This is a genomic window from Arthrobacter sp. Bz4, from assembly GCF_003075455.1.
Taxonomy (GTDB): Bacteria; Actinomycetota; Actinomycetes; order Actinomycetales; family Micrococcaceae; genus Arthrobacter_D.
The window spans coordinates 39137-64573 of sequence record NZ_QDAE01000009.1; the positions used below are offsets into that span (position 1 = coordinate 39137).

Below are 25437 nucleotides of genomic sequence, written 5' to 3' on the forward strand. Positions count from 1 at the left end.
ATGTCGACGACCACGCTCAACGAATCGGAACGCTCAGCACTGCCCCCAGTGAAAGCACGGCAGAAGCGGTACGGCGCCGATCAGGTCTCCGGCCGCAAAATGGGTCTCCGGATGGTGATCGGCGCCATCGTCGCACTCGTGTTCCTGCTGCCCTACGGCATCATGCTGGTGGGCTCGCTGAAGACCCGGTCAGAAATCCTCTCTGTGCCACCCGCGTACTTCCCCACCGAGGGCCTGCAGTGGAGCAACTATGCAACCATGTGGGGCACCCCGGAAACGCCGTTGCCCTACAACCTGATCTCCACGATCATCATTGCGGTGTTTGCGACTCTCCTCGTCCTTCTGGTGGCCACCCCCGCGGCGTACTACACGGCCAGGTTCCGGTTCCCGGGCAAGACTGTGTTCTTGTTCCTGGTCATCGTCACCCAGATGCTGCAGCCAGCGGTGCTGACCGCCGGCCTGTTTCGTGAAATGTTGCTGCTGGGGATCAACGACACCTGGCTGGCCATGATTCTGATCAACGCGGCGTTCAACCTCTCCTTCGCGCTGTGGATCATGCACAGCTTCTTCGCGGCGATTCCCAAAGAAATTGACGAGGCTGCCCAGCTGGATGGCGCCGGGAAGCTGACGGTGATGTTCAGGGTCAATCTGCCCCTGGTCTGGCCGGGCATTGTCACCGCCGTCATCTTCACCTTTGTGTCTTCCTGGAACGAGTTCGCGGCTTCCCTGGTGATCATGTCGACCGCGGAGAATCAGCCGCTATCGGTGGCACTGACAAAGTTCATCGGTCAGTATGCCACCTCGTGGCAGTACGTGTTTGGTATCTCAATTGTCGCGATCATTCCGGTGATCATCCTGTTCGCGCTGATCGAGAAGCGTCTGATCGGTGGCCTCACAGCGGGGGCCGTGAAGTAGCGGCGTACTTCCGCGTTCCCTTCCTGTCTCGATCATCTGCCCACCAGGTTTTGTCCCGGTGGGCAGATGGTCGTTGGTCTGGGGTCAGACGATCCTGGCGCCCTGCTTCCAGACGGCGTGGGTCAGCGGCACCCCCGGCCGGTAGGCCAGGTGGGTGGCAGCCGGTGCGTTCAGCAGTTGCAGGTCTGCCCGGTGCCCGACGGCGAGGGACCCAACCGCGCGGAGGCCGTCGTCGTCGACCCCTGTCTCCCGGTGCAGCGCCAGCGCGCCGCCGAAGGTAGCCGCCCGGACGGCTTCGTGAACACTCAGCCGCATCTGCAGGACGGCCGTGGTCACGCAGTAGGCCATCGAGGTGGTGTACGAGGTGCCGGGGTTGCAGTTGGAGGCCAGCGCAATCTCGACCCCGGCGTCCAGCAATTCGCGGCCTGGGGCCAACGGCTGGCGGGTGGACAGGTCGCAGGCCGGCAGGCACGTGGCCACCGTGCCGCGAACGCCGGAGCCCGAGCCCGGGTCCCAGCCGGACCAGGTGCCGGCGAGCGCGTCGAGGTCCGCCCCGGTCAGGTGGTTTACGTGGTCCACGCTGGCGGCACCGAACTCGACGGCGAGTTGCACTCCCTCGCCGTGGCCCAGCTGGTTTCCGTGGACGCGAAGTCCCAGGCCGCTGTCCCGGCAGGTGCGAAGGATTTCCCGGGATTGCTCGGCGGTGAAGGCGCCCCGTTCGCAGAACACGTCGGCCCAGGTCACAAAGGGGCGGACGGCGTCGAGCATCGGCCCGCAGACCAGGCGGACATAGTCCTCCGGATCGACCCCGGCCGGGACCAGATGCGCACCCAGGTATGTCACCTCGTCGACGACGCCGGCTGCGATGCGGGCGCTGCGGGCTTCGTGGCCGACGTCGAGCCCGTACCCGGTCTTGGTCTCCAGGTAAGTGGTGCCGCCCGCATTTGCTTCGGCGACCCGACCGAGCAGGAGCCGGGTGAGGTCGTAGTCCGAGGCTGCCCGGGTGGCATTGGTGGTGACGGCAATCCCGCCCGCCGCATAGACTTCACCCGCCATCCGGGCCTCGAACTCGGCGGTGCGGTCTCCCGCGAAGACGAGGTGCGTGTGGCTGTCCACCCAGCCGGGGAGCCCGGCGCGTCCGCCCGCGTCGACCCTTTCGTCTGCGGCCGGCGCATCCGATGCGGCCCCGATCCAGCTGATCCGCTCCCCCTCAAACACCACCGCAGCATCTTTCAGGACGGCCTGCTCGCGGTCCTGCGTCAGCAGTTCACCGATGTTGGTGATCAGCGTACTCATCCGTGTCCCTTCAGGGTGGCGGCCAGCAGGGCGGCCGGATCGCCAAGGTCAAGGTGTTGCCCGTCGAGGGCGATGACCCGGCCGGCGACGACGACGGCCGTCACGTCGGCGGCCGTGGCGGTGAGCGGCAGCTGGGCGGGATCGGATCCGGCGGTGCGCAGCGATGCTTGGTCGATGCTGACCAGGTCGCACGGACTTCCTACCCTGATGGCTGCCACGGGGGTAGCCATGGAGCGGGACGCACCGGTGGTTGCGGCGTTCAGCAGGTCGGCGGGGGCAAACCGTCCACGGTGCCCGGAGGCCAGCCGTTCCCCGTGTTCGAGCGCCCGCATTTCCAGCCACGGGTCGATCACCGCATGCTGGTCAGTGCCTAGGGCGATCCGGGCGCCGGCGTCGCGAAGGGCGCGGGCTGGCCCGATGCCGTCGGCGAGGTCCGCCTCGGTGGTCGGGCAGATCACTGCGGTGGTGCCCGCAGCTCCCAACAGGGTGATGTCCTCGGGGGTGAGATGGGTGGCGTGGACCGCGCTGAGTCGGTCGGTGAGCAGCCCGTGCCGGTGCAGCAGTCCGGTGGGTGTGGTGCCGTAATGCTTCAGGCAGTCGGCATTTTCTGCCGGTTGTTCCGACAGGTGAATGTGAAGGGGGACATCGGCGGGAAGGCCTGCAGCGAGGGTCCGGAGTGCCTGTTCGGGGACCGCGCGAACCGAGTGCAGCGCAGCACCGACGGTAACGAAGGCTGGCTCGAACTGTTCGGCGACGCTCCGGCGGAGGTCGGTGAACCGGCGAAGCCAGGCGTCGGCGTCGGCGTCGCCAAACCGCTCCTGGTCAGGGTTCAGTGGCGCTCCGATGCCCCCGGCGAGGTAGCAGGTGTCCAGCAGGGTCAGCCGGATTCCCGCGGTGACCGCCGCGCGGCACAGGGCGAGTTCCATGGCGTGCTTCTCACCGCCGTTGGGCCCGTAGGGTTCACCGCCCGGCTGGTGGTGAACATAGTGGAATTCGGCGACGCTGGTCCAGCCGGTGACCACCATCTCGGTGAAGACTGCCGTGGCGAGCCGTTCATAGCTGGCGGGAGTCAGTTGCCGCGCCGCGCGGTACATTTCTTCCCGCCAGCCCCAGAAGTCGCCGCCGTCGTCGTGGGTCCGTCCCCGAAGCAGCCGGTGGAAGGCATGCGAGTGGGCGTTGGCGGCGGCGGGGAAAACCACCCCGGCGAGGTCGCGGCGGTCCGCCGGCGCGGCGTCGACGCCGGCCGTCACCGCGGTGATGGTGCCGCCGTCGTCGGCCTCGATGCGGACGCGCGGCTGGATTCCGCGGCCAGCGACCCAGGCCTGCTCGCACCAGAAGGTGATCACAGCAGGTCCTCCAGTACGTCGGCGAGCGCGCTGGCGGCAAGGTTTGCATCGGTGTCCTCAACGAACTCTTCCGGCGAGTGGCTGATGCCCGTCGGGTTTCGGATGTAGACCATGCCGGAGGGTACGTAGCCGGCCAGGACGCCGGCGTCGTGGCCCGCGCCGGTCGGCAGGGCGGGCACCTGGTGCTCGGAGGTGGTGCGGCGGAGGGAGTTCTGGAGCTGGCGTTGCAGGGGCGCGTCGAAGTGGACGGTGCTGCTGAAGGATTCCTCGGTGAGGGTGACCGAGCAGCCTTCGAAGGCTGCGGCCTTCTGAGCCTGGCCATGGATGGATTCCACCAGCGCCGCGGTCACCGAGTCGTCGGGGTGGCGGACGTCGAGCCAGAGGTCGACGCGGGAGGCGATGACGTTGGTCCCGCCCGGCACCGGCTGCAGGCGCCCGACCGTGGCACGGGCGTCGTCCTGGCTGGCGGCGGTCCGGCGGATAGCGAGCACGATCTGCGCGGCGACGACCATCGGATCGGCGCGGTCGGCCATCAGGGTGGTGCCGGCGTGGTTGCCCTGACCCTGGACGGTGAGCCGCCAGCGCCCGTGGCCGAGGATGGACGAGCCGACGCCAACCGGGGAGTCCAGGTCGATCAAGGCCCTGCCCTGTTCGACATGGAGTTCAATGAAGTCGCCGATGGTCCGCAGCGCTTCCTCATCGCGCCCGAGGTGTTTCGGGTCCAGCCCATGGGCGCGGCTGACGTCGGCGAAAGTGTTGCCTGCCGGGTCCTTGAGGTTCCGCACCCGGTCGGCGTCGATGGCACCGGTGAGCAGGCGCGACCCCAGACACGCTACGCCGAACCGGGAGCCTTCCTCTTCGGGAAAAACGGTCACGGCGAGGCCGCGCCGGGGTTCGACGCCGCGTTCCTTTAGTACGTCAACGGCGGCGAGGGCTGCGGCGACGCCGAGTGGCCCGTCGAACGCTCCACCCCCGGGTACCGAGTCCAGATGGCTGCCGGTGACCAGCGCGCCGGTGCGGTCCCCCGATTCGGCGTCCCACCAGCCCCACAGGATCCCATTGCGGTCGGTGCTGACCTCAAGACCGAGTTTCGTGGCTTCGGCGGTGAACCATTCGCGCAACTCCAGTTCGGCCATGGAGAACACCGGCCGTGAATACCCGCCCCGAACGGAGTCGCGTCCGACGTCGGAAATGGCTCCGAGCATGTCACTTACGGTAGTCATAAAAACCTCTCCAGGGCCTGCGGGCAGAAGTGCCGGGCCGGTTGATTGTCAGTCTGCCATGGGGATACGGACCCCACGTTCCGCTGCGACGTCGGACGCGCGCTGATAGCCGGCGTCGACGTGGCGGATGACGCCCATGCCGGGATCGTTGGTCAGCAGCCGTTCCAGCTTCTCCGCAGCCAGTGGGGTACCGTCCGCCACCGATACCTGCCCGGCGTGAATGGAACGCCCGATGCCGACCCCGCCGCCGTGGTGGATGGAGACCCAGGTGGCTCCCGAGGACGTGTTCAGGAGCGCGTTGAGGAGCGGCCAGTCGGCGACGGCGTCGGACCCGTCGGCCATGGCCTCGGTCTCCCGGTAGGGGGACGCCACGGACCCGGAGTCGAGGTGGTCGCGCCCGATCACGATGGGCGCGGATACCCTGCCGTCGGCGACCAGCTGGTTGAACAGCAGCCCGGCTTTGGCGCGGTCGCCGTAGCCGAGCCAGCAGATCCGTGCCGGCAGGCCTTCGAACTCGACCAGGTCCCCGGCGGCGTCGAGCCAGCGGTGCAGGTGCTCGTTCCCGGGGAACAGCTCCTTCAGCGCGGCATCGGAAACGGCAATATCGGTGGGATCGCCGGAGAGCGCCACCCAGCGGAACGGCCCCATTCCCTCGCAGAACAAGGGCCGGATGTAGGCGGGGACAAAGCCGGGAAACTCGAAGGCCCGCGCGTAGCCGCCCTGGCGGGCCTCGTCGCGGATGGAGTTGCCGTAATCGAAGACTTCGGCGCCGGCGTCCTGGAAGCCGACCATCGCCTCGACATGGTGAGCCATTGAGGTCTGCGCCTTTTTGGTGAACCCGTCGGGATCGCCCTTCGCCTCCCGGTCCCACTCTTCGGTTGACATGCCCTCCGGCAGGTAGCTCAGCGGATCGTGCGCCGACGTCTGGTCGGTGACAATGTCGATGGTGAGCTTCCCGGCCAGGTGGCGGCGCAGCAGTTCGGGGAAGACTTCGGCGGCATTCCCGACGACCCCGACCGACAGTGCGCGTTTCTCCTCTTTGGCTGCCAGCACTTGGCGCAGGCCGTCTTCCAGGTCGGTGGCGACGACGTCGAGGTAGCGTTTGGCGGCGCGGCGCTCAAGGCGGGCCCGGTCGACGTCAACAATCAGCACCGCTCCGCCGTTCAAGGTGACCGCGAGCGGCTGGGCGCCGCCCATGCCACCGCAACCGGCGGTCAGGGTCAGCGTGCCGGCGAGGGTGGCGGTCGGGGACTTGCCCAGTTTGCGGGCGACTGCGGCGAAGGTCTCGTAGGTGCCCTGCAGGATGCCCTGGGTACCGATGTAGATCCACGATCCGGCGGTCATCTGTCCGTACATCATCAGGCCCTCGGCTTCGAGCTTCCGGAATTCGGGCCAGGTGGCCCAGTCCCCCACCAGGTTGGAGTTGGCCAGCAGGACGCGTGGGGCCCACGTGTTGGTGCGGAAGATACCGACGGGCTTGCCGGACTGCACCAGGAGTGTCTCGTCGTCTTCGAGGTCCTCGAGGGATCGGACGATGGCGTCGTAGGCTTCCCAGCTGCGTGCGGCACGGCCGGTGCCGCCGTAGACCACCAGGTCCTCGGGGCGTTCGGCGACTTCGGGGTCCAGGTTGTTCATGAGCATGCGCAGGGGCGCCTCGGTCTGCCAGCTCTTGGCGGTGAGGGTGGTGCCCCGCGCGCGCGGATGGAACGGGTTGGGTCGTGCTGGGTGAACGACTTGCTCATGCGGATTCTCCCTGAATTTCGGTGTCTCCCGGGTGGGTGCCGCCGGGAGCGGGGGTGGCGGTGGACGTGTTGAGGATGCTGCGGGCTTCGGCTGCGACCAGTTCGCCGAGCGTGTCGGCCTGTTGCTCGCTGATGCGGTAACTGGGAACCACCACGCTGAGCGAGGCGGCGATCCGGTCACCGATCATCACCGGGGCGGCGACAGCGGTGACGTCGGGTTCAATACCGTTGCGGACCACGACGTAGCCGCATGACGGAGCCTCCCCGGCGAGGACCTTGCCGGCGGCGGTCCCGGTCAGGGGAATGCGACGACCCACCCAGCTGGTGTGTCGGACCGAGTGGGTTCCTTCGCGCACGGCAATGTAGATGCCGTGGCCGTCATCGGCGGGGACGTTCAGGTAGGCGGACTCCCCCGTCCCGCCGACCAGCCGGTCCAGGGCTGCCCCCGCCAGCGAGACCAGGGACTCGTGGCTGAGCGCCTGGGCGCCGAGCTGGACGATGCGCATCCCCGGCCGGTACCCGTCGTCGTCCTTCCGGACGAAGCCGGTGGACTCGAGGGTGCGAAGCAGTCGCAATGCTGTGGAGGCTGAGAGCGTGGCGTCCCGGGCCGCGTCGGCCAGGCTGACCACACCCCGGTCACACACGGTGCCGAGGAGGAGTAACGCGCGTTCAACGGTGCGGGTCGATGCGTCGGCCATCTGGTGCCTCCTTTTGAAGCTGGGTCTTGCATTGCTGGTCATAATGCATTTCACTTATTGAAACGCTCTTTTCATTCATTGGCAAGACTTATTGTGAAAGCGGGTCCCAGGTGGGCAGTACCCAGACCGTCAACGTGGGCGTCGGCGCCCTTCGGCCGGACGACGTCGTCGCGGTGGCGCGGCATGGCGCCAAGGTCAGCATCCTTGAGGAGTCCATCCTCGCGATGAAAGCGTCCCGGCAGGTGATCGAGGAGCTGGTCAACGACCCCATTCCTCATTACGGCGTGTCCACCGGTTTCGGCGCCCTGGCCACCACGCATATCCCGGTGGCGCAGCGCACCCAGTTGCAGCGAAGCCTGATCCGCAGCCATGCCGCGTCCTCCGGCGCCGAGGTGGACCGCGAGGTGGTGCGCGGCCTGATGCTCGGGCGGCTGTCGACGATGGCTACCGGACGCACCGGGGTCCGCCCGCTGGTGGCCCGGACTTACGCCGCACTCCTCAACGCGGGAATCACTCCGGTGGTTGGCGAGTACGGGTCGCTGGGCTGTTCCGGCGATCTGGCCCCGCTCTCGCACATAGCGCTCGCCCTGATGGGTGAGGGGGACGTGCGGGACAACGACGGCGTCCTGCTGCCCGCCGCGCAGGCGTTGGCCGCCGCGGGGATCACCCCGGTGGAGCTACGCGAAAAGGAAGGGCTCGCCCTGATCAACGGCACTGACGGGATGCTCGGCATGCTGATCATGGCCTCGGCGGACCTCCACCGGCTCCTGAAAACCGCCGATCTCGCCGCGGCCATGAGCGTTGAGGGACTCCTCGGAACGGACAGCGTGTTTGCCGCCGATATCCACGCGCTCCGCCCCCACCCGGGCCAGATATCCTCGGCCGCGAACATCCGACGGCTCCTGGCGGGGTCGCCGCTGATCCAGCAGCATTCGGCCAGTGAACTCAGCGAACACCGCAGCACCCGGGTGCAGGACGCCTATTCGCTGCGCTGCGCCCCGCAGGTCCATGGCGCCGCGCGGTCAACGCTTGCCTACGTCGAATCGGTGGCTGCCATCGAACTGGGATCGGCCATCGACAACCCGGTGGTGACCGTTGACGGTCGGGTGGAGTCCAACGGCAATTTCCATGGCGCCCCCGTAGGGTACGCACTCGATTTCCTGGCGATCGCCGTCGCCGATGTGGCTTCCATGAGCGAACGCCGCACCGACCGTTTCCTGGACAAGGCCCGCAACCACGGTCTGAACCCGTTCCTTGCGCATGATCCGGGTGTCGACTCGGGCCACATGATTGCCCAGTACACGCAGGCCGGGATTGTGTCCGAACTGAAGCGGCTCGCAAACCCCGCCTCAGTGGATTCCATCCCCTCCTCGGCGATGCAGGAAGACCACGTGTCGATGGGCTGGTCAGCCGGTCTCAAACTCCGCCGCGCACTGGACGGGCTGACGCGGGTGCTGGCCATCGAGATCCTCACCTCGGCGCGTGCCCTGGACATGCGCGACGGCGGTCTGGCCACCTCGCGCAGTGCAGTCGGGCCGCACGCGGTGCGCGCGGCCGTCCGTCAGGTGGTCGAAGGACCTGGCACCGACCGGTACCTGGCGCCGGAGATTGAGGCGGTTCGTGTCCTGGTGGACAACGGATCTTTGCTCACCGCGGTGCAGGATACGCTGGGCGACGCGCTGGCCTAGGCCACCTACTTTTTGGTCCGGCGGCTACCGCCGTGCCAGTCCTCCTGAACACCGGTGTCCCCAGCTGGAACGCCCAGTGCGGGGAGTTGTGGACGCTCTCTGAGGCTGCGCTTCAGCTCTGCGAACCCGGCGAAGCCAGCCAACCCGACGACGTGGTCCCACAGCTGGACTGCCTCGTCATCGCTGGGCAGACGGCTGATGACCGGGCCGAAAAACGCCACCCCCGTGGGCGGCTTGAAGTGGATGATCGGGGTGCCCACATCCTTGCCGGTGAGGGCCAGCGCTTCATCACCTTCGGACTGGATCAGGCTGTCGAACCCTGCGTCGTCGAGCGCAGCAGCCAGGTCGGCAGGCAGCCCGGCACTGGCCAGGATCTGTTCAGCGAACGCACGGGTGCCACGACGGTCCACGGCCGGATCGCCGTCGTCGGGAACCGGGTCCGACTCGAAAATGTGCTTGCCGCAGGCGGCGTAGAAGGCTCCCACCGCCTCTGGCCCCTGCTCAACGCGAGCACGTGCCGCCACCCTGAGCAGCCGGAGCCCTGCTGTGTGCCCGGCCTCGTATTCCGGCGGGAAGTGCGAGGCATAGTCGAGGTGCGAGTTGATCAACCGTAGCGAAATGAATCGCCACTCAACCGCGTAGTCCCGCTGACCCATCACCTGGCGGACCCATTTACTGGTCATCCAGGCGAAGGGGCAGACGGGGTCGAAATAAAAGTTGATGTCGGCGTCGCTCACGCCCCAACGTTAAAGTGCCTCTGCACGTAGGTCAACCATCATGCACCCCTTGGATGCAGTTAATTAGTACATAGCTGGTCGGGCGTTTTTACGGGTCGGGGTAGGGTCAAACTACCTGTTTTCGGGCCCGGAACCCGGTTCCCTACGAGCTAAAGGAGTTCGACCCCATGAGCGTTGCCCCGGTGCGCAAACCCAAGCCGCAGACTGTTCTGACTGTCCAGAGCACCGAGTGGTTGACCCCAGCCATGGTGCGGGTGGTGGCGGGGGGCGAGGGGTTCACCGCGTTCGGGCGCAATGAGTTCACCGACAGGTACGTGAAGATCCATTTCGCCAGGCCCGAACTCGGTCTGGTGCCCCCGTACGATCATCAGGCACTCCGGGAGACACTCGACCCCGCCGACCTTCCCGCCACCCGGACCTACACTCTGCGCTGGGTGGACTACGCCGCGCAGCGTCTGGCCATCGACTTCGTGGTGCATGGCGACGAGGGGCTTGCCGGACCGTGGGCGGCCGCGGCCCAGCCGGGAGACACCCTGGTGGTGACCGGTCCCGGCGGCGGGTACGCTCCCGATACCACCGCCGACTGGCACCTCTTCGCCGCCGATGAAACTGCCATGCCCGCTGTGGCCGCGGCGCTGGAAACACTCCCGGCCGACGCCGTCGGGCTGGCCTTCATCGAGGTGGAAGACGACGCCGACCACCAGGACCTCACCGCTCCTCCGGGTGTTGACCTCGTCTGGTTGTACCGCCGCGGGACCACCGCGGGCGCCCTGCTGGCAGCGGCTGTGCGGCAGGCACGGTGGCGCACCGGCCGGGTGCAGGTTTTTGCACATGGGGAGCGGGAGGCCATGAAGCAGCTCCGCGATGTCTTCTTCGTGGAGCACGGCCTGAACCGCAGCCAGGTATCACTGTCGGGCTATTGGGCGCTGGGACGGACCGAGGACCGGTTCCAGGCTGAAAAGCGGGAACCGGTCGGCAAGATCCTCGACTGAGCCGTATCCGTGCCGGAGTGCACGAAGGGCTCGTGTCGGGGTCGCTAGCCCGCGGGAAGCGGCTCGGGACGGGGTTTGCGCTGCAGCAAGCCCATCGCCGGCTCGACCAGGCGGGCCGCAACCGGACCGATAATCGCGGTCAGCAGCACATATGCGGTGGCCAGGGCAGCCAGTTCCCCGGTCACGCGCCCGACGCGACAGCCAGCCCGGCGATCACAATCGAAAACTCACCGCGGGCAATCAGCGCCACGCCGGCCCGCGCACGGCCCAGCCGACCTACCCCCTGCCGCCGTGCGGCCCACCACCCCGTCCCGATCTTCGTCAGGGCGGTGATGAAGGCCAGGAGGACCGCGACGCCGAGCACCGGAGGAATCGTCGCAGGGTCGGTGTTCAGACCGAACACGACGAAAAAGATTGCTGCAAAAAGGTCCCGCAGGGGTTCGAGCAGACGGGTGGCGTTGGTGGCTGTCGCTCCCGAAATCGCGATGCCGAGCAGGAACGCGCCGACTGCGGCGGACACCTGCATTGCCGCGGCAACGCCAGCCACCAGAAGAGCCGCACCGAGCACGGTCAGGAGGAAAACCTCACGATCCTTGCTGTCCACCACCGCTGAGACCACGTTCCCGAACCGCAGGGCAATGATGAGCACCACGGTTACGACGACGAGGGAGATTCCCACCGACTGCATGCCACCGGCGAAACTCGCGCCGGCCAGGACGGTGGTCAGAATGGGCAGGTACACGGCCATCGCCAGGTCTTCGAACACGAGCAGTGACAGGATCACCGGGGTTTCCCGGTTACCCAGCCGGCCCAGGTCGGTGAGCACCTTCGCCACAATGCCGGACGACGAAATGTAGGTCACGCCACCCATCACCATCGCCCCCACCGGGCCCCAGCCCAGCAGCAGGGCGACCACGGCTCCGGGCGTGAAATTCAGGACGATATCCAGGACGCCGGAGAGCCAGGACTGCCGAAGCCCGGTCACCAGTTCTTTGGCCGTGTATTCGAGGCCCAGCATGAGCAGCAGCAGGATCACACCAATTTCACTGGCGATCTCACTGAATTCGTTGAGCCCCTCCAGCTCGATCAATCCACCGTTGCCGAAAAACAGCCCGCCCAGGAGGTAGAGCGGTATGGGAGAGAGACCAATTCGACCGGCAAGCCGTCCAAGGACACCGAGGCAGAAGAACACCGCCCCCAGTTCGATTAATGTCAGTGCGCTGCTGGCCTCCAAACCAGCCTCAGCCGCCGCTGAGGATATCGGCGGCAGCGTCCAGACCTTCGGCGGTCCCGACGGCAACGAGGAGGTCTCCGGCGTGCAGGGTGAAATCGGGTGCTGGCGATGGCTCGACCCTGCCCTCGCGCAGGGCAGCCACCACTGAGGCACCGGTGCGGGTTCGCATCCTGGTTTCGCCGAGCCGGTAGCCGTCGAACGGCGACCCGCTGATAATCAGGAACTGGCGGGTGTTCACACCGGGAAGATCCCGGTGCTCTTCGGTCAGCTGGGCCACCAGTTGGTGGGCGCCGAGCAGGTTACCCAGGGTTGCGGCTTCGTCGGCCGTCAGTGGAATGGATACCAGGCAGGCGTCCGGGTCGTCCTGCCTGGAGATGATCAGGGCGGTTTCACCATCACGCTGGGTGACAGTTCCGATGCGGCGCCCCGAGGACGTCACAATGTCTTTGCGCATGCCAATGCCGGGCAGCGGCGTCTTATCGACCTTCATAGCGCTAATTCTAGACCTGTGGGGCCCCGGCGTTTACCTCTTCCTAAAGGCGAAACGGTGGCCGTAACCGGAGCTGGATGCTTTGCTCCGCACTCCGGCCATCGGGGCCGGTCAGCCGGACGGTGATCCGATCCGGTGCCGCCGGGCTGTACACCCAGTACTCCCCCGCCCGTGAGGGATACCGCCCCACCTGGGTCCGGGTGGAGGCCGCCTCGGGGGTCGCCACCGGCACCTCCTCAAGATTGCCGTCAATGACCACCGGCCTGGGTGGCCGCCCCGGGAAAGGCCGCCCCGGGAAAGGCCCACTGGCACGGGGCCGCAGGGTCACCCGCAACCGGAACGAGCCAGCAGGAGTGGCCGCAGGAGGCGTACTGCTCTGCCACTCAGCGAGCACCCCGGTCAGGGGCTGCCGACGAGCGAGGGCGAGTCCGTTGATTTCCGGCGCCGGCAGCAGCGATCCGGGTGGGACTGTCACGGTTTCGGTGCTGGTCCGGCCCAGCGGATCGGTGATGATCACCCTCACCTCGATGATGTCCCCGGGGTCGGCCCGGCGGAGGAGTGCCCGATAGCCGGTCGGCGCTCCGGCGAGGGCTTCAATTCGCCAGAATCCCGATCCGGTGGTGGGTTCCACCTCGGTCACCAACCCGAGTTGTTCGGAGGAGTCGATTAACGCGGCCCCGAGGGGGACGGTTGCGGCGACGGAAATCCGGTGGGTGCCCAGCGGGCTGCGCACGGCCGGGGCCCGGCTGGTCCACCTGACCAGCACCTCCCCGGGACCGCCCGCACCGGGTGCGACGGTCAGCGCAGAGAGGTCGGGGGGCCCTGCTGGGGGTACCACCACCCAGGCGGCTGAACTCGCATCCGAGCGGTCGCCGAGGATGCCGCGGGAGGGGTCGTCGCTGCTCCAGACGGTGGCCCGGTACCAGAGCCGTTTCCAGGAACCGTCAGGAACGTCGAACCCGTCCAGGGTCCGGATCCCGCCGGGCGCCGGGCCCGCACCGATGGTCCACCCGGGTGTGCTTGCGGACACGGCTGCCACGGGCGGTCCCATGGTGCCCAGTGATGCGACAGCCTCGTCCACCCGGACCCGGTGCAGTTCCACCCGGGTCACCGCTGCGCCGTCGCGCGCACCGACCAGCACCCGGGCCTTATAAACACCCGCATCCTCCACCGCATGGAGCTCAAGGGTCGGCGGGGCAGGCTGGGACCGGCGCGGAACCGCGTAGGCAAACCATTGGTCAGCCGCGTCAGGCCCGGACGGCCAGGGCGCCTCGACCTGGCCGGCGCTGACTCCGATGATCACAAAGGCGTGAATGTCGGTGGTACCGCGGGGCAGCGTTACATCGGCGGATGTCCCGGAGACCAGGGTGGCGTTGCGGCGGGTGAAGGCGCGTCTGGAGGGATCGTTGTTGAAGACGTCCTTCATCGCCTCGAGCCGTTGGGACAGCGGGGCCTCCAGATCAGCCGGTGGCAACCCGGCGTTCTGCAGTAACTTGGTCTCGGTGGATTCGTAGATGGCGTAGCCGGCCACCGACCCAGCGGACGACCAGGACAGGCGTGCATGAGATTCCCCGTTTGCGTCGGGGAGGCTACCCAGGGCCACCGTTGGCAGGGTGTTCATGACAACTGCTGGTGGGCGTGGATCCGAGGTCGTCACGACGCTGGGATCCGCTGGCCAGGCGCCCCACCGTTGAGGCAGGACCCGTTCCCTCCCGATAGCCCACAGCGCCAACCCGATATGGCCCGATGCATCAAAGTCCAGGCTGAAACCGGGAATCCGCAGACGGTATCGCCGTTCCCGCTCCCCCTGCCCCGCGGGGCCCATCTCCACCACCGCGTCGCCCGCAAGATTCAGGCCCGTCAGGGTCATCCCCCCGCCGGAGCCTTCATCGCCAACGAAGACGACGTCGGCAAACGCGCCTCCCCCACCGAGGCTGCGCTGCAGCCCACCTGGCACCGAGGTATCGGGGGGTTGCGAACCGTGAAGCGGTGCGGCGAAGAGTCTGCCAGCAAACCGGATGGCCAGCGGCCCCCTGGCGGACCAGTCCCACAGGAACTCGACCTCCAGTTGCGCGGCAACGAGGCTCCCCGCCGTCGGGCTGCCCACCGCGGTCAGGGCGGCACTGACAATCCTGACGCCGTCGACGGCCGGTTGATCAACGGTGACTCCGGCGGTGCGCCATTTGCTCCACAGCCCGTAGAGGTCCTGATGTGCGACAGAGTAGCTCGGAGAGATACTTCCCGGATCGGTCGGGATGGGAATTTCGCGGTCGACCGCCGAAATCCTGTGCGGGGCCGGGTCCCCCTCCACCGGGGCGTCATTGATGATGCCGGGCAGCCAGCCGCCGCCCACCCGAGGGGGCAGCAAGGACGACGCCGCGAGGTCCCCCGGGCGGGACACCCGGGCGAAAGCGAAGCTGCGTGGACGAGCCAACGGGGTTGCCAGCGGCCGCTCCCACCCGGTGCGGAGGGACGTCCGCCACGGCGCGTCCCTGTCCATCGGGCGCAGATAGCCCATGGTCCGCACCAAAACCCCGGCCGGCGCCAGCGGTGCAATCCCGGGCTGCGGCGACGGGACCACCGCCGCGTAGGTGCGTTCTGCCGATTGCCCGTCAAGACCTTTCTCGTAGGTGGCTGTGACCAGGTAGTCGTAGCCGCTGCGCTCGCCGTGATCGTCCTTGGGCAGCTCATCGGGCCCGTACGCTGTGCCCATGCCGAGGGTGAGCGCGGCATAGGGATCCGCTCCGGCCGCCAGCAGCGTCATGCCCCACGGTGAGACCAGCGAGGTGGTGGGACTGCCGGGCGCCGAGCCGCCACTGGAGTTGGCCGGTGGCGGCATGGTGATGGCAATGGTCCGCCCAGCGTGCTCCTGCGGCGGGTGGGAGTTCGAGATGACCGCCAGGTGGTGCACCAGCGAGGCGTTGGCGTCATCGATGACCGCCGTAAAATCCGGTTCCTGCCAGCCGGGCGCGGTGATTCCTGCCGTGAGGTGCGGGTCCCAGCCCGACGACGGCGCGCCGCGTTCCAGCCGCTGTCCGGCAGCCGTGACGGGGTCGGTGAGTGCCGGTGCAGGGCCAGAGGCGTCCACCAGCATGCCCTGCGGGTGGCTGCCGTAGGCGGTCCCCGCCCACCGTGCACTGTCAACGGGCAGACCCACATGCTCCAGTTCCTCCCACCCCATTCCCTCGTCATACTGGGCCAGGTCGGTGCCCAGAATCGACTCGATCACAATGCCGGGGTCCACCAGGAGGCCGTCCATCGCCCCGGCACCAATCTGGACGGCTCCGGCCCCCGGCTCGAAACGCCTGACAGCCACGGCGCCTGAGGTGGTGGGCCAGCCGGCAAAAGCGTAGATGTAGCCGGCAGCGCCGCTGAGGAACAGGTGGGCGGTCACCAGCCGGGTCCCGTGCCAGGTCACCAGGGTACGCCCGCCCAACGAGGGGATGACGACCGCACGGAAGGTGAAGTCGGTGCGTTCGGCGCGCATGGCCGGCCGGCGCCAGACGCTGAACGGCCGGCTGGGTATGCCGATCTCCTGGTTGGTCAGCCACCGTAGCTGCACGTTCGCCGGCCTGACCTTGAGGGTGCGTGAATACTCTTTCAATCCGCCAAGGGTGCGGGCGTGAACCGCCCAATTGATGGCGACGCCCTCGGCCTGGAACCGGCGGGAATTGAATACGTAGCTCATGATCAGTCAGTCTCTTCCCACGGCGCGGAGGTGAGTTGGAGGTCGGCGACGGTAAACGCACTATCTGCGGCCGCCGGGCCGTCGAGATACGTCTCGGGTTGCGCGAGACGGGCCAGGACCAGGGTCAGGCGCTTGCCGCGGGACCCTGGTTTGAGGGAGACCAGGGCACGCTGGCCGCCCGGCCCCATCACCATCCGGTCCACGACTGCGCCAGCGCTGGGCCTCTCAGCGAGCTCCAGCCACCTGCGCTGCACCATCTTGTAGCGGCGGTTGCCGGCTACCGCCGAATCCACCTCTTCGACTGCCACCCCACGACTACGCCACATTGGCTCTGACGCATCGATGAGGACAGCTGCCGGTTGGGGGACCGAGCCCGGCGCCGCAGTTTCCCAGAACACCACAATCTGACCGGATTTAGGCACGCCCATTGGCTCCAGCCCCGCCGCAGTGAGCGCCTGGTCAAGTTCGGCGCCTTCCGGAGGGCGCGCCGCGAAGGATGCGGCAACGGTCTGCAGCGCCGCCGGCGCAGCGTACCGGTGCACAATCTTGGCGTCGGCGAACGACCCACTGAACTCTTCGACCGAGGCGTAGGCGCCGGTGCTGAAGGAGCGGCGCCAGATCACCTCACCCTGCGCGCCGTCGGGCGCCGTCAAATCGGCGGTTTCCACATCCATGATGTAGTCGGTGTAGCTCTCAAGTTCCACTCCCACGGTTTCCACCGAGTGCCTGACGCGTTCCTCATCCACGGGGATGCAACTGCCGGTCAGTACCCCAGCCAGCGCCTGCTCCCAGGGTGATAGGACCGCCGCCGCGACGAGCTCCGGGTTGTTGCCTCCGGCTGCGGTCCAGGGCCGCAACACCAACGGGTGGACGAAGCCGGGTTTCGCCTGGATGGGGCGGAAGGCTGAGGACCGCAACCGCACCTGAAGCCGTTTGCCGTAGGCCGCGAACATCCTGACCACGTTGGTGGTGCCGAAAATGATCTTGATGGGTTCCCCGGTGGGAAAGTGCTGCTCACCCTCCTGCGGGGTGCTGCCGAGGATCCAGGGGTCGAGTCGCCGGGGTGGCAGGTTGTCGGTTCTGAAGAAGAACTGCTGCGGGGAACTGGCGACGTCGACGGCCGTTCCATCGGTCCCGTCGGGAAGGACGGGTCGAGCCTGCACGGAGTACCCGACTGTTGCGCGGTAGACGGTGTCGGGGTGGAGCAGCGCGTGGTCGTCCGTGTCGCCGCCGAGGACATTGGCGACCGCGGCCTGGCGGGAGTCGCGTTCGGTCTGGTCCCAGTCGAAGCGCAGGAACTCGGCGGTCCGGGTCAGTTCGGTGCCGGCCAGATAGTAGCCGCGGGCGTCGAGGCGCTCGTTGATTGAATCCTCGGGTGGCATCCCAATCTGAAGGTGGTCAGCCTTCACGCCGCCCTTAACCTCAACGACGACGGGGAAGTACCCCAGCCGGGTCATGGCCGTGGCTTGCTGGCTGAGCAGGAACGTGTCCGCACCCCAGGGTCCGGCAGCGTCGGTCCAGCGGGCGGGGAGAGTGGTGACGGCGGGGGTGACAACGTCCCTGGAAAGTTCATTTTCCTCGGCGTCAAAGGCACAGACCACGAGTCCGCCCTCCAGCAACTCTCTGCGCACCAGCAGATACAACACCACCGCGGTGAAGGGGCCGGTGCGCAGCACCACCGCATTATCGAGTGGCCCCGGCTGGAATCCCGCGGCTTTCCAGCCCTCGTGGATGTCTTGTTTCCGCTCTTCGTCACCGTGGTGCATGGGGTCACGGGCGTCGTAGACGGGTGCAGCGAGCGCCCGGCTGGAACATTTGGCGCGGCCCTGCTTGATCGGAACACCATCCAGCAGTTGCGCCCGGTGGACGGTGAGGTCGGGGTCCGGGTTGGTGACCACATCGCCCCAGTCGACGCGAGGCAACACCGTTTCCTCTGGCTCCTTGCCTCCGAGGGCCGCGAGGACCGGGTTGTTGGCCTCGACTGATCCGTCCAGTTCGGGACGACGGGTGTCCGCCCGGTTGGCTTCCCTGACCTCCGGGCAGGTCACGGCGAGCCCCTCAACCTGGGCGGGGACGACGGCGAGGAGACTGTCGACCGAGAAGTCGCCCGAGCGCCAGCGCTCGGTCACGGTCAGGTGGTTGTCCGGCGGTATCGACCGGTGGCTTCCCGGCGGGTCCGGCCAGGGCAGCCCGGTAAGGTGCCAGCCGGCCTCGGATGGCCCCAGGGGTTCGCCGAGGAAAGTGAACAGGACCGACGTCGGCGGGGCAATGGGATCACAGATGGTTCCCCAGCTGTCGGTGACCGTCTCCTCGAGCGAGTACCCGGTTTCGACTGCCTTGGGGGTTCCCTCCGGGAGCCAGCTCAGGAGCGCCAGTTGGGCCGACAGGGCCGTGTCGCCACTTTTTTGCTCCCACCAGGTAGCCGGTGTCGATCCGTCGGTGAATCCCCCCGGCAGCACACCGCCGTCGGGGCCCACCGGGTCGAGCTCCACTGAGGTCAGGGTGAATTTATAGGACGCGGATCCTTTCTTGACCCATCCCCCGGGAGCGACTCCGGTGCTGCCGGCCAGCACCTCGCCCTTGAACCGAACTGCCGGATCGGCGACCGGGGGCAGGTTCATCATGAGTACCGGAATGGCGTCCAGGGGAACACCATTCTCGGGGTCCACCGCGGCCAGGGATTCGGCGGCGTCGGCCAGGCCGCTGTCGATCGGTTTGTCGACGCCTGAGCCCTGGACTAGCGCCGGTGACCTGCCCACCAACTTGAGGATTTCGACCAGCGGCGGCGGGGGCGGGGTCTGGATCGCCGTCTCGCCAAGTTCAAAAGTGACGCAGCCCTGCACGGAGAAGAACAGGAACTTCACCCGTCCGCAGATCTCGCCGCTGATGCGTGACACCTTGGCCGGGTTGCCGCCGATCATCTTCTCCCCCACGAAGACGTCCAGCTTGGCCCAGGCGCTCACCTCAATGATGAAGAGGTGAAGGCTGCCCCGGACATACAGGATCCCGGCGAGGCAGAACGGGTCGAACCCCACCACCGCATCAAAGCCGGCAGCGAGTTCGGCGTAGAGGCCGCTACTGCGGTCCCCCCATTCAAACGAGACGTGGAGGCCGGTACCGATGGAGAATCCGTAGACTTCGGGCAGGTTGTCCAGGGCAAGCCCGTTGCCGGAGAGCATCAGGTAGCCCGTGCCGTCGAACACCTCAAGGATGTTGGCGTGGATGGGGCTGCGCTGCCGGCCGAGGTACAGGTGCCAGTCCGCCACATCGGTGAAGTTGAAGAAAGCTTCGACCGGGATATGGAGTTCCAGCAGCGGTGAGATGTCGAAGTCAATGGAAATGCCGATGGTGAGAGTCCCGCGCCCCATGTCGAGGTCGATGACGGCCAGGAAGGTGCCTTCGGCGTTGCCGCCCAGGTTCGGCATCACGGCCAGCAGCTTCGCCTTCATGATCAGCAGTAGCCGCGGGCCGGGCAGCTCCAGCATGATCAGGCCCTTGAGGTTGAAGATGACGCTGCTGCCCATGGTGCCGAGGATTGCGCCAACACCAAAGGCCCAGGTGTTGACCTCGGGCTTCCAGAACTCCAGGTTCAAGGGGTTTCCGCCGGTGGCCCGGAGCCAGGCCAGTGCGGGTGCCATGTTGGAGGTGTCGATGTCGGTCAGGTCGCGTGCGTAGTTCATGGCGAACAATCCCATGAAACCGTAGATCCCCAGGCCGCTCTGCCCCAGCGGGATGGCGACCGGGAACTCGACCTCAAGTGCGACGATCACGCCGGTGGCCGGTCCGCCGTCCTCCTCGCTGATGTTCGCCACCCCCACCCCTGCGGCGATCCGCACCGACACGGGAACGATGGTCAGGTCCAGCTGCCCCTTTATCTCGCTGTCGTTCATTTCCAGGTAGCCTTTGCCAGCGATGGCACCCGGAATGTCGATGGAGGCGCCGAAAGCGGTGATCGCGAAACTGAACGGTTCGAAGGCAACCCGCAGCCGGGCCCGGTCGATGCTGACGACGCCAAGGTCGACGGCGAAACCCAGGTCAATCTCGAAGATGAGGGGATTGTTGCGTGCCACCCGTGCGCCGAGTACCTGCAGGAGCTCGCCGAGCGGTTCGGCAATCTTCAGCCCGCCGGGACCTGCCACCTCGATGGAATAGCCCTTCGCTGCGTCAAACACCGGCCGGAACTGGAACGGCTGACCGGCAGCGCCGTCCCCGAGCCTGATGCCCACCGCCTTGTAGCGTACCGAGAGCGGGGCCTCACGGGTGATCTCGACGAGACCAGCGATGTCCATCGAGATGGCCGCCTCGACGTCGAAGAGCACCACCAGTTCATTGGCGCCGGGGACAGCGTTGAGCAGGATCTCGCCGCCGTGCCACACCACCCTTTCGGTCTTAACAATCTCCGAGGAAGCAATGCCCGCCGGGATGGCGAGCATCGCGGCGGTGACCCCCATCTGGACGATGGCCCCCTCGTTGGCGACCGCCCCTGCCGTCTCGGAGAGCAGCGGCATCAGGACCACTGTGGCGCCGAAGAAGTCCAGCCCGAACTCCGGTGCCTGCAGCGCCTCTCCCGGCCGGATCCCCCACAGGTAGAGTCCGTCGGTGTCCTGGGGGTGGGCCCCATACTGGGCGGTCATCCTCACGGAGCCAACAGCCTCGTCGATTTCGATCAGGAACCGGATTCTGATGATGCCGTCGGCGGGGTTGCGGCCGATGGCCCGGGCCGCGCTGAGCTCGCTCCCCGGGGTCATCTGCCCGGCTAGCCGGTTCTCGGCGGCGGTCTGGATATCGAACTCTCCGAACACTTCGCAGGAGACGAAAGTGTTCCTGACGATTCTGACGACTGTGCCCAGTTTCCGGAACCAGGAAGGCGGGTTGGTGCGGGTGCCGGGGTCGGCGTCGGGGGTGGTCAGATCGGTGCCGGGGCCGGTGGCTTCCTCCCGCCACAGTTCCGCCGTGACCAGCGTGTCCCCGGTGCTCACTGGCGGCCAGGTCGCTTCCGCTTTCCAGAAGGTCCGCCGGACGTCGAGGGCTGGCCCCTGCCCCGTCCACCCCGACATGTCGGCGGCAGCGGTGATCACCGGGTTCCTGCCGGTGAGTGCGGGCTCCTGGCAGAGCCGTTCGATGCGAAGTTGGAGGGCATCGGCGCGGCGCCGGGCAAGCCGTTCGTTGTATTGGCGGACCGTGGGTGTGTCGGTGCCCTCGAAACTGGCGTACCCGCTGATGGAGATGGGGTGCCCGGCGGGGAGCGCCGCGAGGAGCGGGCGGAGCGTGTCGTCGGAGTCGGTGCCCTGCGTCCAGGGGGTGGCGGCACCCGCATTGGGTGCCGGGGCTGACCGGCTTGGCGCCGCGGATTCGGCTCCCGGGTCCGGTGTGTCAAAGCGGTAATAGGCGGTGGCAGCCCCCACGGTGGTGGTCCCGGGAAGCCTGGCCTGTACCGAGAAGCGTTGGCCCGGGCCGACGTTGACGGACAGCGTAGCGCCTGTCGTTGGCGCACCGCCGTCGACCCGCCATTCGGTGGTGGCCGCTGTTGCCGTGTCGACGTCGAGAGTGAGGACAACCGTCGTCGTCGTGCCCGCGACGGTTTCAGAGTCGACGCGCAGGCGCGGCGAGGCGGCCGGGACGGTACCTGTGGTGGTGCTGACGGTGCGAAGCTGGGCGTTGGTACCACCGCCCGGGACCGTGGCGAGGGCCGACGTCGTCAGGGTGAGGGTGGCGGTCTGTGGAGTGCCGCTGGTGTCCCTGACGGTGATGACGATGTTTCGGCTCGCGTCGGTGGAGAGATCGATGTCGGTGACCCTGCCGGCCGGCTGTGCGACGCCGTCGACGGTGATGGTGAAGGTGTAGGGGGCCAACCCGCCTTCAACGTCGGCGACCATCCGGGTGAGAGGGGGCAGGGTGACGGTGCGGGTTCCGCCGGTGCCGACCGGCGAGTAGCAGCGCCCGGCCGCATCGTAGAAGCGCGCCCCGAGTTTGAGGGCTCCTGCGCCCTGGTAGGCGACGGTCAGGTCGAAGTCCCCGGACACCCCGGAGGTCGCGCCGAAGCCGATGAGGAGGTTTTTGGCACCGGCGTCCACGCAGAGGTCGCGGGCGCCGTTCGGAGCCACGAAGAGCCGGATTTCTGGGAGATAAAGGCCCTGCCATTCGGCGCCAAGGTTGAGCAGGTCGAGGACGTCGGGTGGGGTGGCGTCACCGGAGAGATCGAGCATGCCGGAGCGGAATCCGAAGCCGACCACGTCGGTGGACCCGATGAACGCGAACGGAGGCTGCATGGTGACGAAGGAGGCAATGGCGGGATCGTCGGTGCCGGTGTCGCCGAGGCCCAGGAACCTGGCGTCGGTGCCGCCGTCGTCGCCGAAGATCTGGAAGTCGACGTCCGGCAGGGTGAACGTGAAGTCAGGATTCTGCGGATCCGGGACCAGCTCCCCCGGGCTGGGATGCTTGGCTCCGCGCAGGAACGGGGCTTTCAACACAATATTGCTCAGGCTCAGGTCGAGGGTGAAGTCCTCCCCGCCCAGTCCCGGGACCTGCAGTTCGAAGGTGAGGGTGGTGTTGCGGACGTCAATCCACGAGTTTTCACCGAAGGCGTCCGCTCCACCTGCAGTCGCGGCGGGGGTCCAGACCAGACGTTTGCTGACGACGTCGACGCCCAGTTTCAGCCCGGCAGCGAAGGACACCGAGCCGGTGACGGTCACACCGCCGGGGTTCGAGGGGGTTTGCTGATCGTCGACGGTGAACTCGTCGAGGGCTTCCCCGAAATCCCCGAGCTCCGTGCCATCACCGAGCAGGGGTGTGAGTGTATCCAGTAGTGAAGGCATTGCCCAGCTCCTCAGCGGATATCCAGCACGTCAGAATGGAACGATTATGGACCCGCAGTAGAAACTCGACAACCAAAACTCTTGGTTATTCAAAACGTATGTGTTAATTTATTCGATTGTATTTTTGGGCCGGCCCTTTGGGGTCGGGTTTAGCGGGTCGGGCGCAGCGTGTCGGCCAGCAGCGGGACGTTGCTCTCCTCGCCCAGGATCAGTGCGGCCGCCAGTTCAGCAATCCCCGACGACGTCTGGAAACCGTAGCCGCCCTGGCCAGCCAGCCAGAAAAACCCGGCGGCTTCGGGATCAAACCCGACCACCGGCAACCCGGCTTTGGTCGAGGTTCGCAGCCCGGTCCAGGCGCGGTCGATTGAGGTGATTCCCAGGGTGGTCGCCTCATTCAACCGGTGCAGTAACGCCGTCAGGTCGGCGGCGACCGGTTGGGCGTCCTCGGGAACGCTTGGCACCGATTCGCAGGGCGAAATCAGTGCACCTGCCCCTTCGCGCCGGAAATAGAAGCTGTCGTCGGCGGCCGCGACCATCGGTGTTCCCGGTGCCAGCTCGCCGGTCATGCGCACGACGGCGGCGGTCCGGCGGTAGGGCCGGAGCCCCTGGATTTCCACTCCGGAGATTACCGCAACCTCATCGGCCCACGCCCCCGCAGCGTTCACGAGGACCGCTGAATGAATGGCGTGCGCGCCGGCCCCGACATTCCACCCGTTTTTCAACTGTTGGGCCGAGTGGATCTTGGCCCCGGTAAGGACCGTGACACCGGCGCCGAACGCTACCTGCCGGTGGTGGTCGATCAGGGCAGCGGAATCGAGCCCCACCGAGGTGGTGTCAATGCCCGCGGCGGCGAACGTTTCCGGCCGGAGCTGCCGGCACAGGGACAGCGCTTCCTGGTGGCTGATCGCGGTCATGGCGCCACTGGAGCGTTCAGCGACGTCCTGCTCGGATCCGATCAGCATGAAGCTGCGCGGCGCGAGGAGTTGGAGGTTGTGGTCTTTTTCGGTGGTGCGCAGCAGGTCGAGGGTGCGATTGGTGAGCTGCTGCACCGCGGGAGGTCCGTAGCTGGGGATGAGTTGCCGGGCTGATCTGGAGGAGGCGTGGTAGGCGAGCTCCTGTTCGGCCTCCACGAGGACCACCGTGCAGTGCCCGGCGAGCAGCGAGGCCAGGGACAGCCCGGCGATGCCGCCACCGACAATCAGAACATCAGCGTTGAGTGCCATGCCTGCAGCCTACCCGGCGGCCCGGGTCGATTCCGGGAAGACAGCAGTTCGGTGAGCAATACGGACGCCGGGGGCGTGTCACCGAACCGGGTTCACGACGCCGGCCGGGCTGGCTGGTGCCGGGGCTGGGCAGTTCGCCGGCTAGGTGGCGGCCGCGACGTCGTCGCGCGCCCCGATGAACGCCTGCACACACGCCTCGATGTCCTCGGCGCTGTGGGCGGCGGACAGTTGCACCCGGATCCGGGCGGCACCGCGAGGCACCACAGGAAAACTGAACGCCGTAACAAACACGCCGCGAACCAGCATGGCGTCGGCGGCCTTGGCCGCCAGCGCGGCGTCGCCGAACATCACCGGGATGATCGCGTGCTCGCCGTCGAGCAGTTCGAAGCCTTCCTCGGTCATCCGGCGCCGGAACAGTGCCGAGTTTTCCTCGAGTTGCGCCCGCAGGTCGGCGCTGTTCTGGACCAGGTCGAGGGCGGTGAGGGTGGCGGCGACGATTGACGGTGCCAGGGAGTTCGAGAACAGGTACGGCCGGGCACGCTGGCGAAGGAGCGCGACGATCTCGGCGTGCGCTGCGACGTAGCCGCCGGATGCCCCGCCCAGTGCCTTCCCGAAGGTACCGGTGTAGATGTCCACCCGGTTGGAGACTCCGGCGTGCTCGGGCGTGCCGGCCCCGGTTTTGCCCATAAAGCCGACCGCATGTGAATCATCCACCATGACCATCGCACCGTACTGCTCGGCGAGGTCGCAGATGGCCTCCAACGGAGCGAGGTAACCGTCCATCGAGAACACCCCGTCGGTGACGATCAGGGTCCGGCGGGCTCCTGCGGCCTCCTTGAGCTTCGCTTCCAGATCGGTCATGTCACGGTTGGCGTAGCGGTACCGCTGGGCCTTGGACAGTCGGATGCCGTCGATGATCGACGCATGGTTCAGCGCATCAGAAATCACCGCGTCTTCGGCGGTCAACAGGGACTCGAAGACCCCACCGTTGGCGTCGAAGCACGAGGAGAACAGGATGGTGTCTTCGGTGCCAAGGAATTGTGACACCCGGGCCTCGAGTTCCAGGTGGAGATCCTGGGTGCCGCAGATGAACCGGACGGAGGCCATACCGAAGCCGCGGTCATCGAGCGCCTGTTTCGCGGCGGCGATGATGTCCGGGTGATCGGCCAATCCCAGGTAGTTATTGGCGCAGAAGTTCAGTACCCGCTGGGGGGCGCCGTCGAGCGTTGCCGCTTCAATATGGTTGGACTGCGGGGAGGAAATCCGCCGCTCATTCTTGAACAGACCCGCGCTGCGGATACCGTCCAGCTCCTCGGTCAGCTGATCCTGAATGCTCGTGTACATGATGCT

Annotated in this window: 14 protein-coding genes and 1 pseudogene; 3 read left to right on the forward strand and 12 right to left on the reverse strand. The window is 67.1% G+C overall.

Annotated features, from left to right (window positions below; translation table 11 throughout):
* Positions 1-915 carry a carbohydrate ABC transporter permease gene (locus DDA93_RS08970; protein ID WP_196867292.1) on the forward strand — a complete coding sequence of 305 codons (915 nt, stop codon included), beginning with the start codon at positions 1-3 and terminating at the stop codon, positions 913-915.
* Positions 916-999: 84 nt separating this feature from the next.
* On the opposite strand, the gene DDA93_RS08975 is transcribed toward DDA93_RS08970, so the two are convergent.
* The 5 genes from DDA93_RS08975 to DDA93_RS08995 form a co-directional block, all read right to left on the reverse strand.
* Positions 1000-2211, reverse strand: a complete 1212-nt coding sequence (locus tag DDA93_RS08975; protein ID WP_116778562.1) for an amidohydrolase family protein — start codon at positions 2209-2211, stop codon at positions 1000-1002.
* Positions 2208-3557 carry a formimidoylglutamate deiminase gene (locus DDA93_RS08980; protein ID WP_116778563.1) on the reverse strand — a complete coding sequence of 450 codons (1350 nt, stop codon included), beginning with the start codon at positions 3555-3557 and terminating at the stop codon, positions 2208-2210. Before DDA93_RS08980 ends, DDA93_RS08975 begins: the two co-directional genes overlap by 4 nt.
* Complete coding sequence (locus DDA93_RS08985; protein WP_116778564.1) at positions 3554-4780, reverse strand: allantoate amidohydrolase; 1227 nt, start codon at positions 4778-4780, stop codon at positions 3554-3556. The genes DDA93_RS08980 and DDA93_RS08985 overlap by 4 nt, the downstream gene beginning before the upstream one ends.
* Positions 4781-4828: 48 nt before the next feature.
* On the reverse strand, positions 4829-6421 hold the full coding sequence (gene hutU, locus DDA93_RS08990) for a urocanate hydratase (RefSeq protein WP_243400570.1): 1593 nt from the start codon (positions 6419-6421) through the stop codon (positions 4829-4831).
* A gap of 97 nt (positions 6422-6518) precedes the next feature.
* Positions 6519-7220: an IclR family transcriptional regulator gene (locus DDA93_RS08995; RefSeq protein ID WP_116778565.1), complete on the reverse strand. Its 702-nt coding sequence runs from the start codon at positions 7218-7220 to the stop codon at positions 6519-6521.
* A 110-nt stretch (positions 7221-7330) separates the two neighbouring features.
* Here DDA93_RS08995 and hutH point away from each other — a divergent pair, with 110 nt between their 5' ends.
* Positions 7331-8908: a histidine ammonia-lyase gene (hutH, locus tag DDA93_RS09000; protein ID WP_019483560.1), complete on the forward strand. Its 1578-nt coding sequence runs from the start codon at positions 7331-7333 to the stop codon at positions 8906-8908.
* Between the two features lie 5 nt (positions 8909-8913).
* On the opposite strand, the gene DDA93_RS09005 is transcribed toward hutH, so the two are convergent.
* Positions 8914-9645, reverse strand: coding sequence for a DsbA family protein (locus DDA93_RS09005; protein WP_024476929.1), 732 nt, complete (start codon positions 9643-9645; stop codon positions 8914-8916).
* Between the two features lie 167 nt (positions 9646-9812).
* Here DDA93_RS09005 and DDA93_RS09010 point away from each other — a divergent pair, with 167 nt between their 5' ends.
* The gene (locus DDA93_RS09010; RefSeq protein ID WP_116778566.1) at positions 9813-10637 is read left to right on the forward strand and encodes a siderophore-interacting protein; all 825 of its coding nucleotides are present in this window, start codon (positions 9813-9815) and stop codon (positions 10635-10637) included.
* A 44-nt stretch (positions 10638-10681) separates the two neighbouring features.
* Here the strand turns inward: DDA93_RS09010 and DDA93_RS09015 are convergent.
* From DDA93_RS09015 to DDA93_RS09040, 6 genes and pseudogenes are all read right to left on the reverse strand, one after another.
* Positions 10682-11871: pseudogene (locus tag DDA93_RS09015) on the reverse strand (cation:proton antiporter).
* Positions 11872-11878: 7 nt separating this feature from the next.
* Entirely contained in the window at positions 11879-12361 is a 483-nt protein-coding gene (locus DDA93_RS09020; RefSeq protein ID WP_019483564.1) for a TrkA C-terminal domain-containing protein, read from the reverse strand.
* A 43-nt stretch (positions 12362-12404) separates the two neighbouring features.
* Complete coding sequence (locus DDA93_RS09025) at positions 12405-16049, reverse strand: hypothetical protein (RefSeq protein ID WP_116778567.1); 3645 nt, start codon at positions 16047-16049, stop codon at positions 12405-12407.
* A 2-nt stretch (positions 16050-16051) separates the two neighbouring features.
* Positions 16052-22864 (reverse strand): hypothetical protein, encoded by a 6813-nt coding sequence (locus tag DDA93_RS09030; protein ID WP_116778568.1) that lies wholly within the window; start codon positions 22862-22864, stop codon positions 16052-16054.
* Positions 22865-23013: 149 nt separating this feature from the next.
* Positions 23014-24087 carry an FAD-dependent oxidoreductase gene (locus DDA93_RS09035; protein ID WP_116778569.1) on the reverse strand — a complete coding sequence of 358 codons (1074 nt, stop codon included), beginning with the start codon at positions 24085-24087 and terminating at the stop codon, positions 23014-23016.
* A gap of 141 nt (positions 24088-24228) precedes the next feature.
* Entirely contained in the window at positions 24229-25431 is a 1203-nt protein-coding gene (locus DDA93_RS09040; RefSeq protein WP_019483567.1) for a glycine C-acetyltransferase, read from the reverse strand.
* Positions 25432-25437: the final 6 nt, after the last annotated feature.

Bases quoted from the DNA above. Each gene is read 5' to 3' on its own strand.
- DDA93_RS08985 (WP_116778564.1), bottom strand. From the start codon at position 4,780: ATGACTACCGTAAGTGACATGCTCGGAGCCATTTCCGACGTCGGACGC.
- DDA93_RS08995 (WP_116778565.1), bottom strand. From the start codon at position 7,220: ATGGCCGACGCATCGACCCGCACCGTTGAACGCGCGTTACTCCTCCTC.
- hutU (WP_243400570.1), bottom strand. From the start codon at position 6,421: ATGCTCATGAACAACCTGGACCCCGAAGTCGCCGAACGCCCCGAGGAC.
- DDA93_RS08975 (WP_116778562.1), bottom strand. From the start codon at position 2,211: ATGAGTACGCTGATCACCAACATCGGTGAACTGCTGACGCAGGACCGC.
- DDA93_RS08970 (WP_196867292.1), top strand. From the start codon at position 1: ATGTCGACGACCACGCTCAACGAATCGGAACGCTCAGCACTGCCCCCA.
- DDA93_RS09035 (WP_116778569.1), bottom strand. From the start codon at position 24,087: ATGGCACTCAACGCTGATGTTCTGATTGTCGGTGGCGGCATCGCCGGG.
- DDA93_RS09030 (WP_116778568.1), bottom strand. From the start codon at position 22,864: ATGCCTTCACTACTGGATACACTCACACCCCTGCTCGGTGATGGCACG.
- DDA93_RS09010 (WP_116778566.1), top strand. From the start codon at position 9,813: ATGAGCGTTGCCCCGGTGCGCAAACCCAAGCCGCAGACTGTTCTGACT.
- DDA93_RS09040 (WP_019483567.1), bottom strand. From the start codon at position 25,431: ATGTACACGAGCATTCAGGATCAGCTGACCGAGGAGCTGGACGGTATC.
- DDA93_RS09025 (WP_116778567.1), bottom strand. From the start codon at position 16,049: ATGAGCTACGTATTCAATTCCCGCCGGTTCCAGGCCGAGGGCGTCGCC.
- DDA93_RS09020 (WP_019483564.1), bottom strand. From the start codon at position 12,361: ATGAAGGTCGATAAGACGCCGCTGCCCGGCATTGGCATGCGCAAAGAC.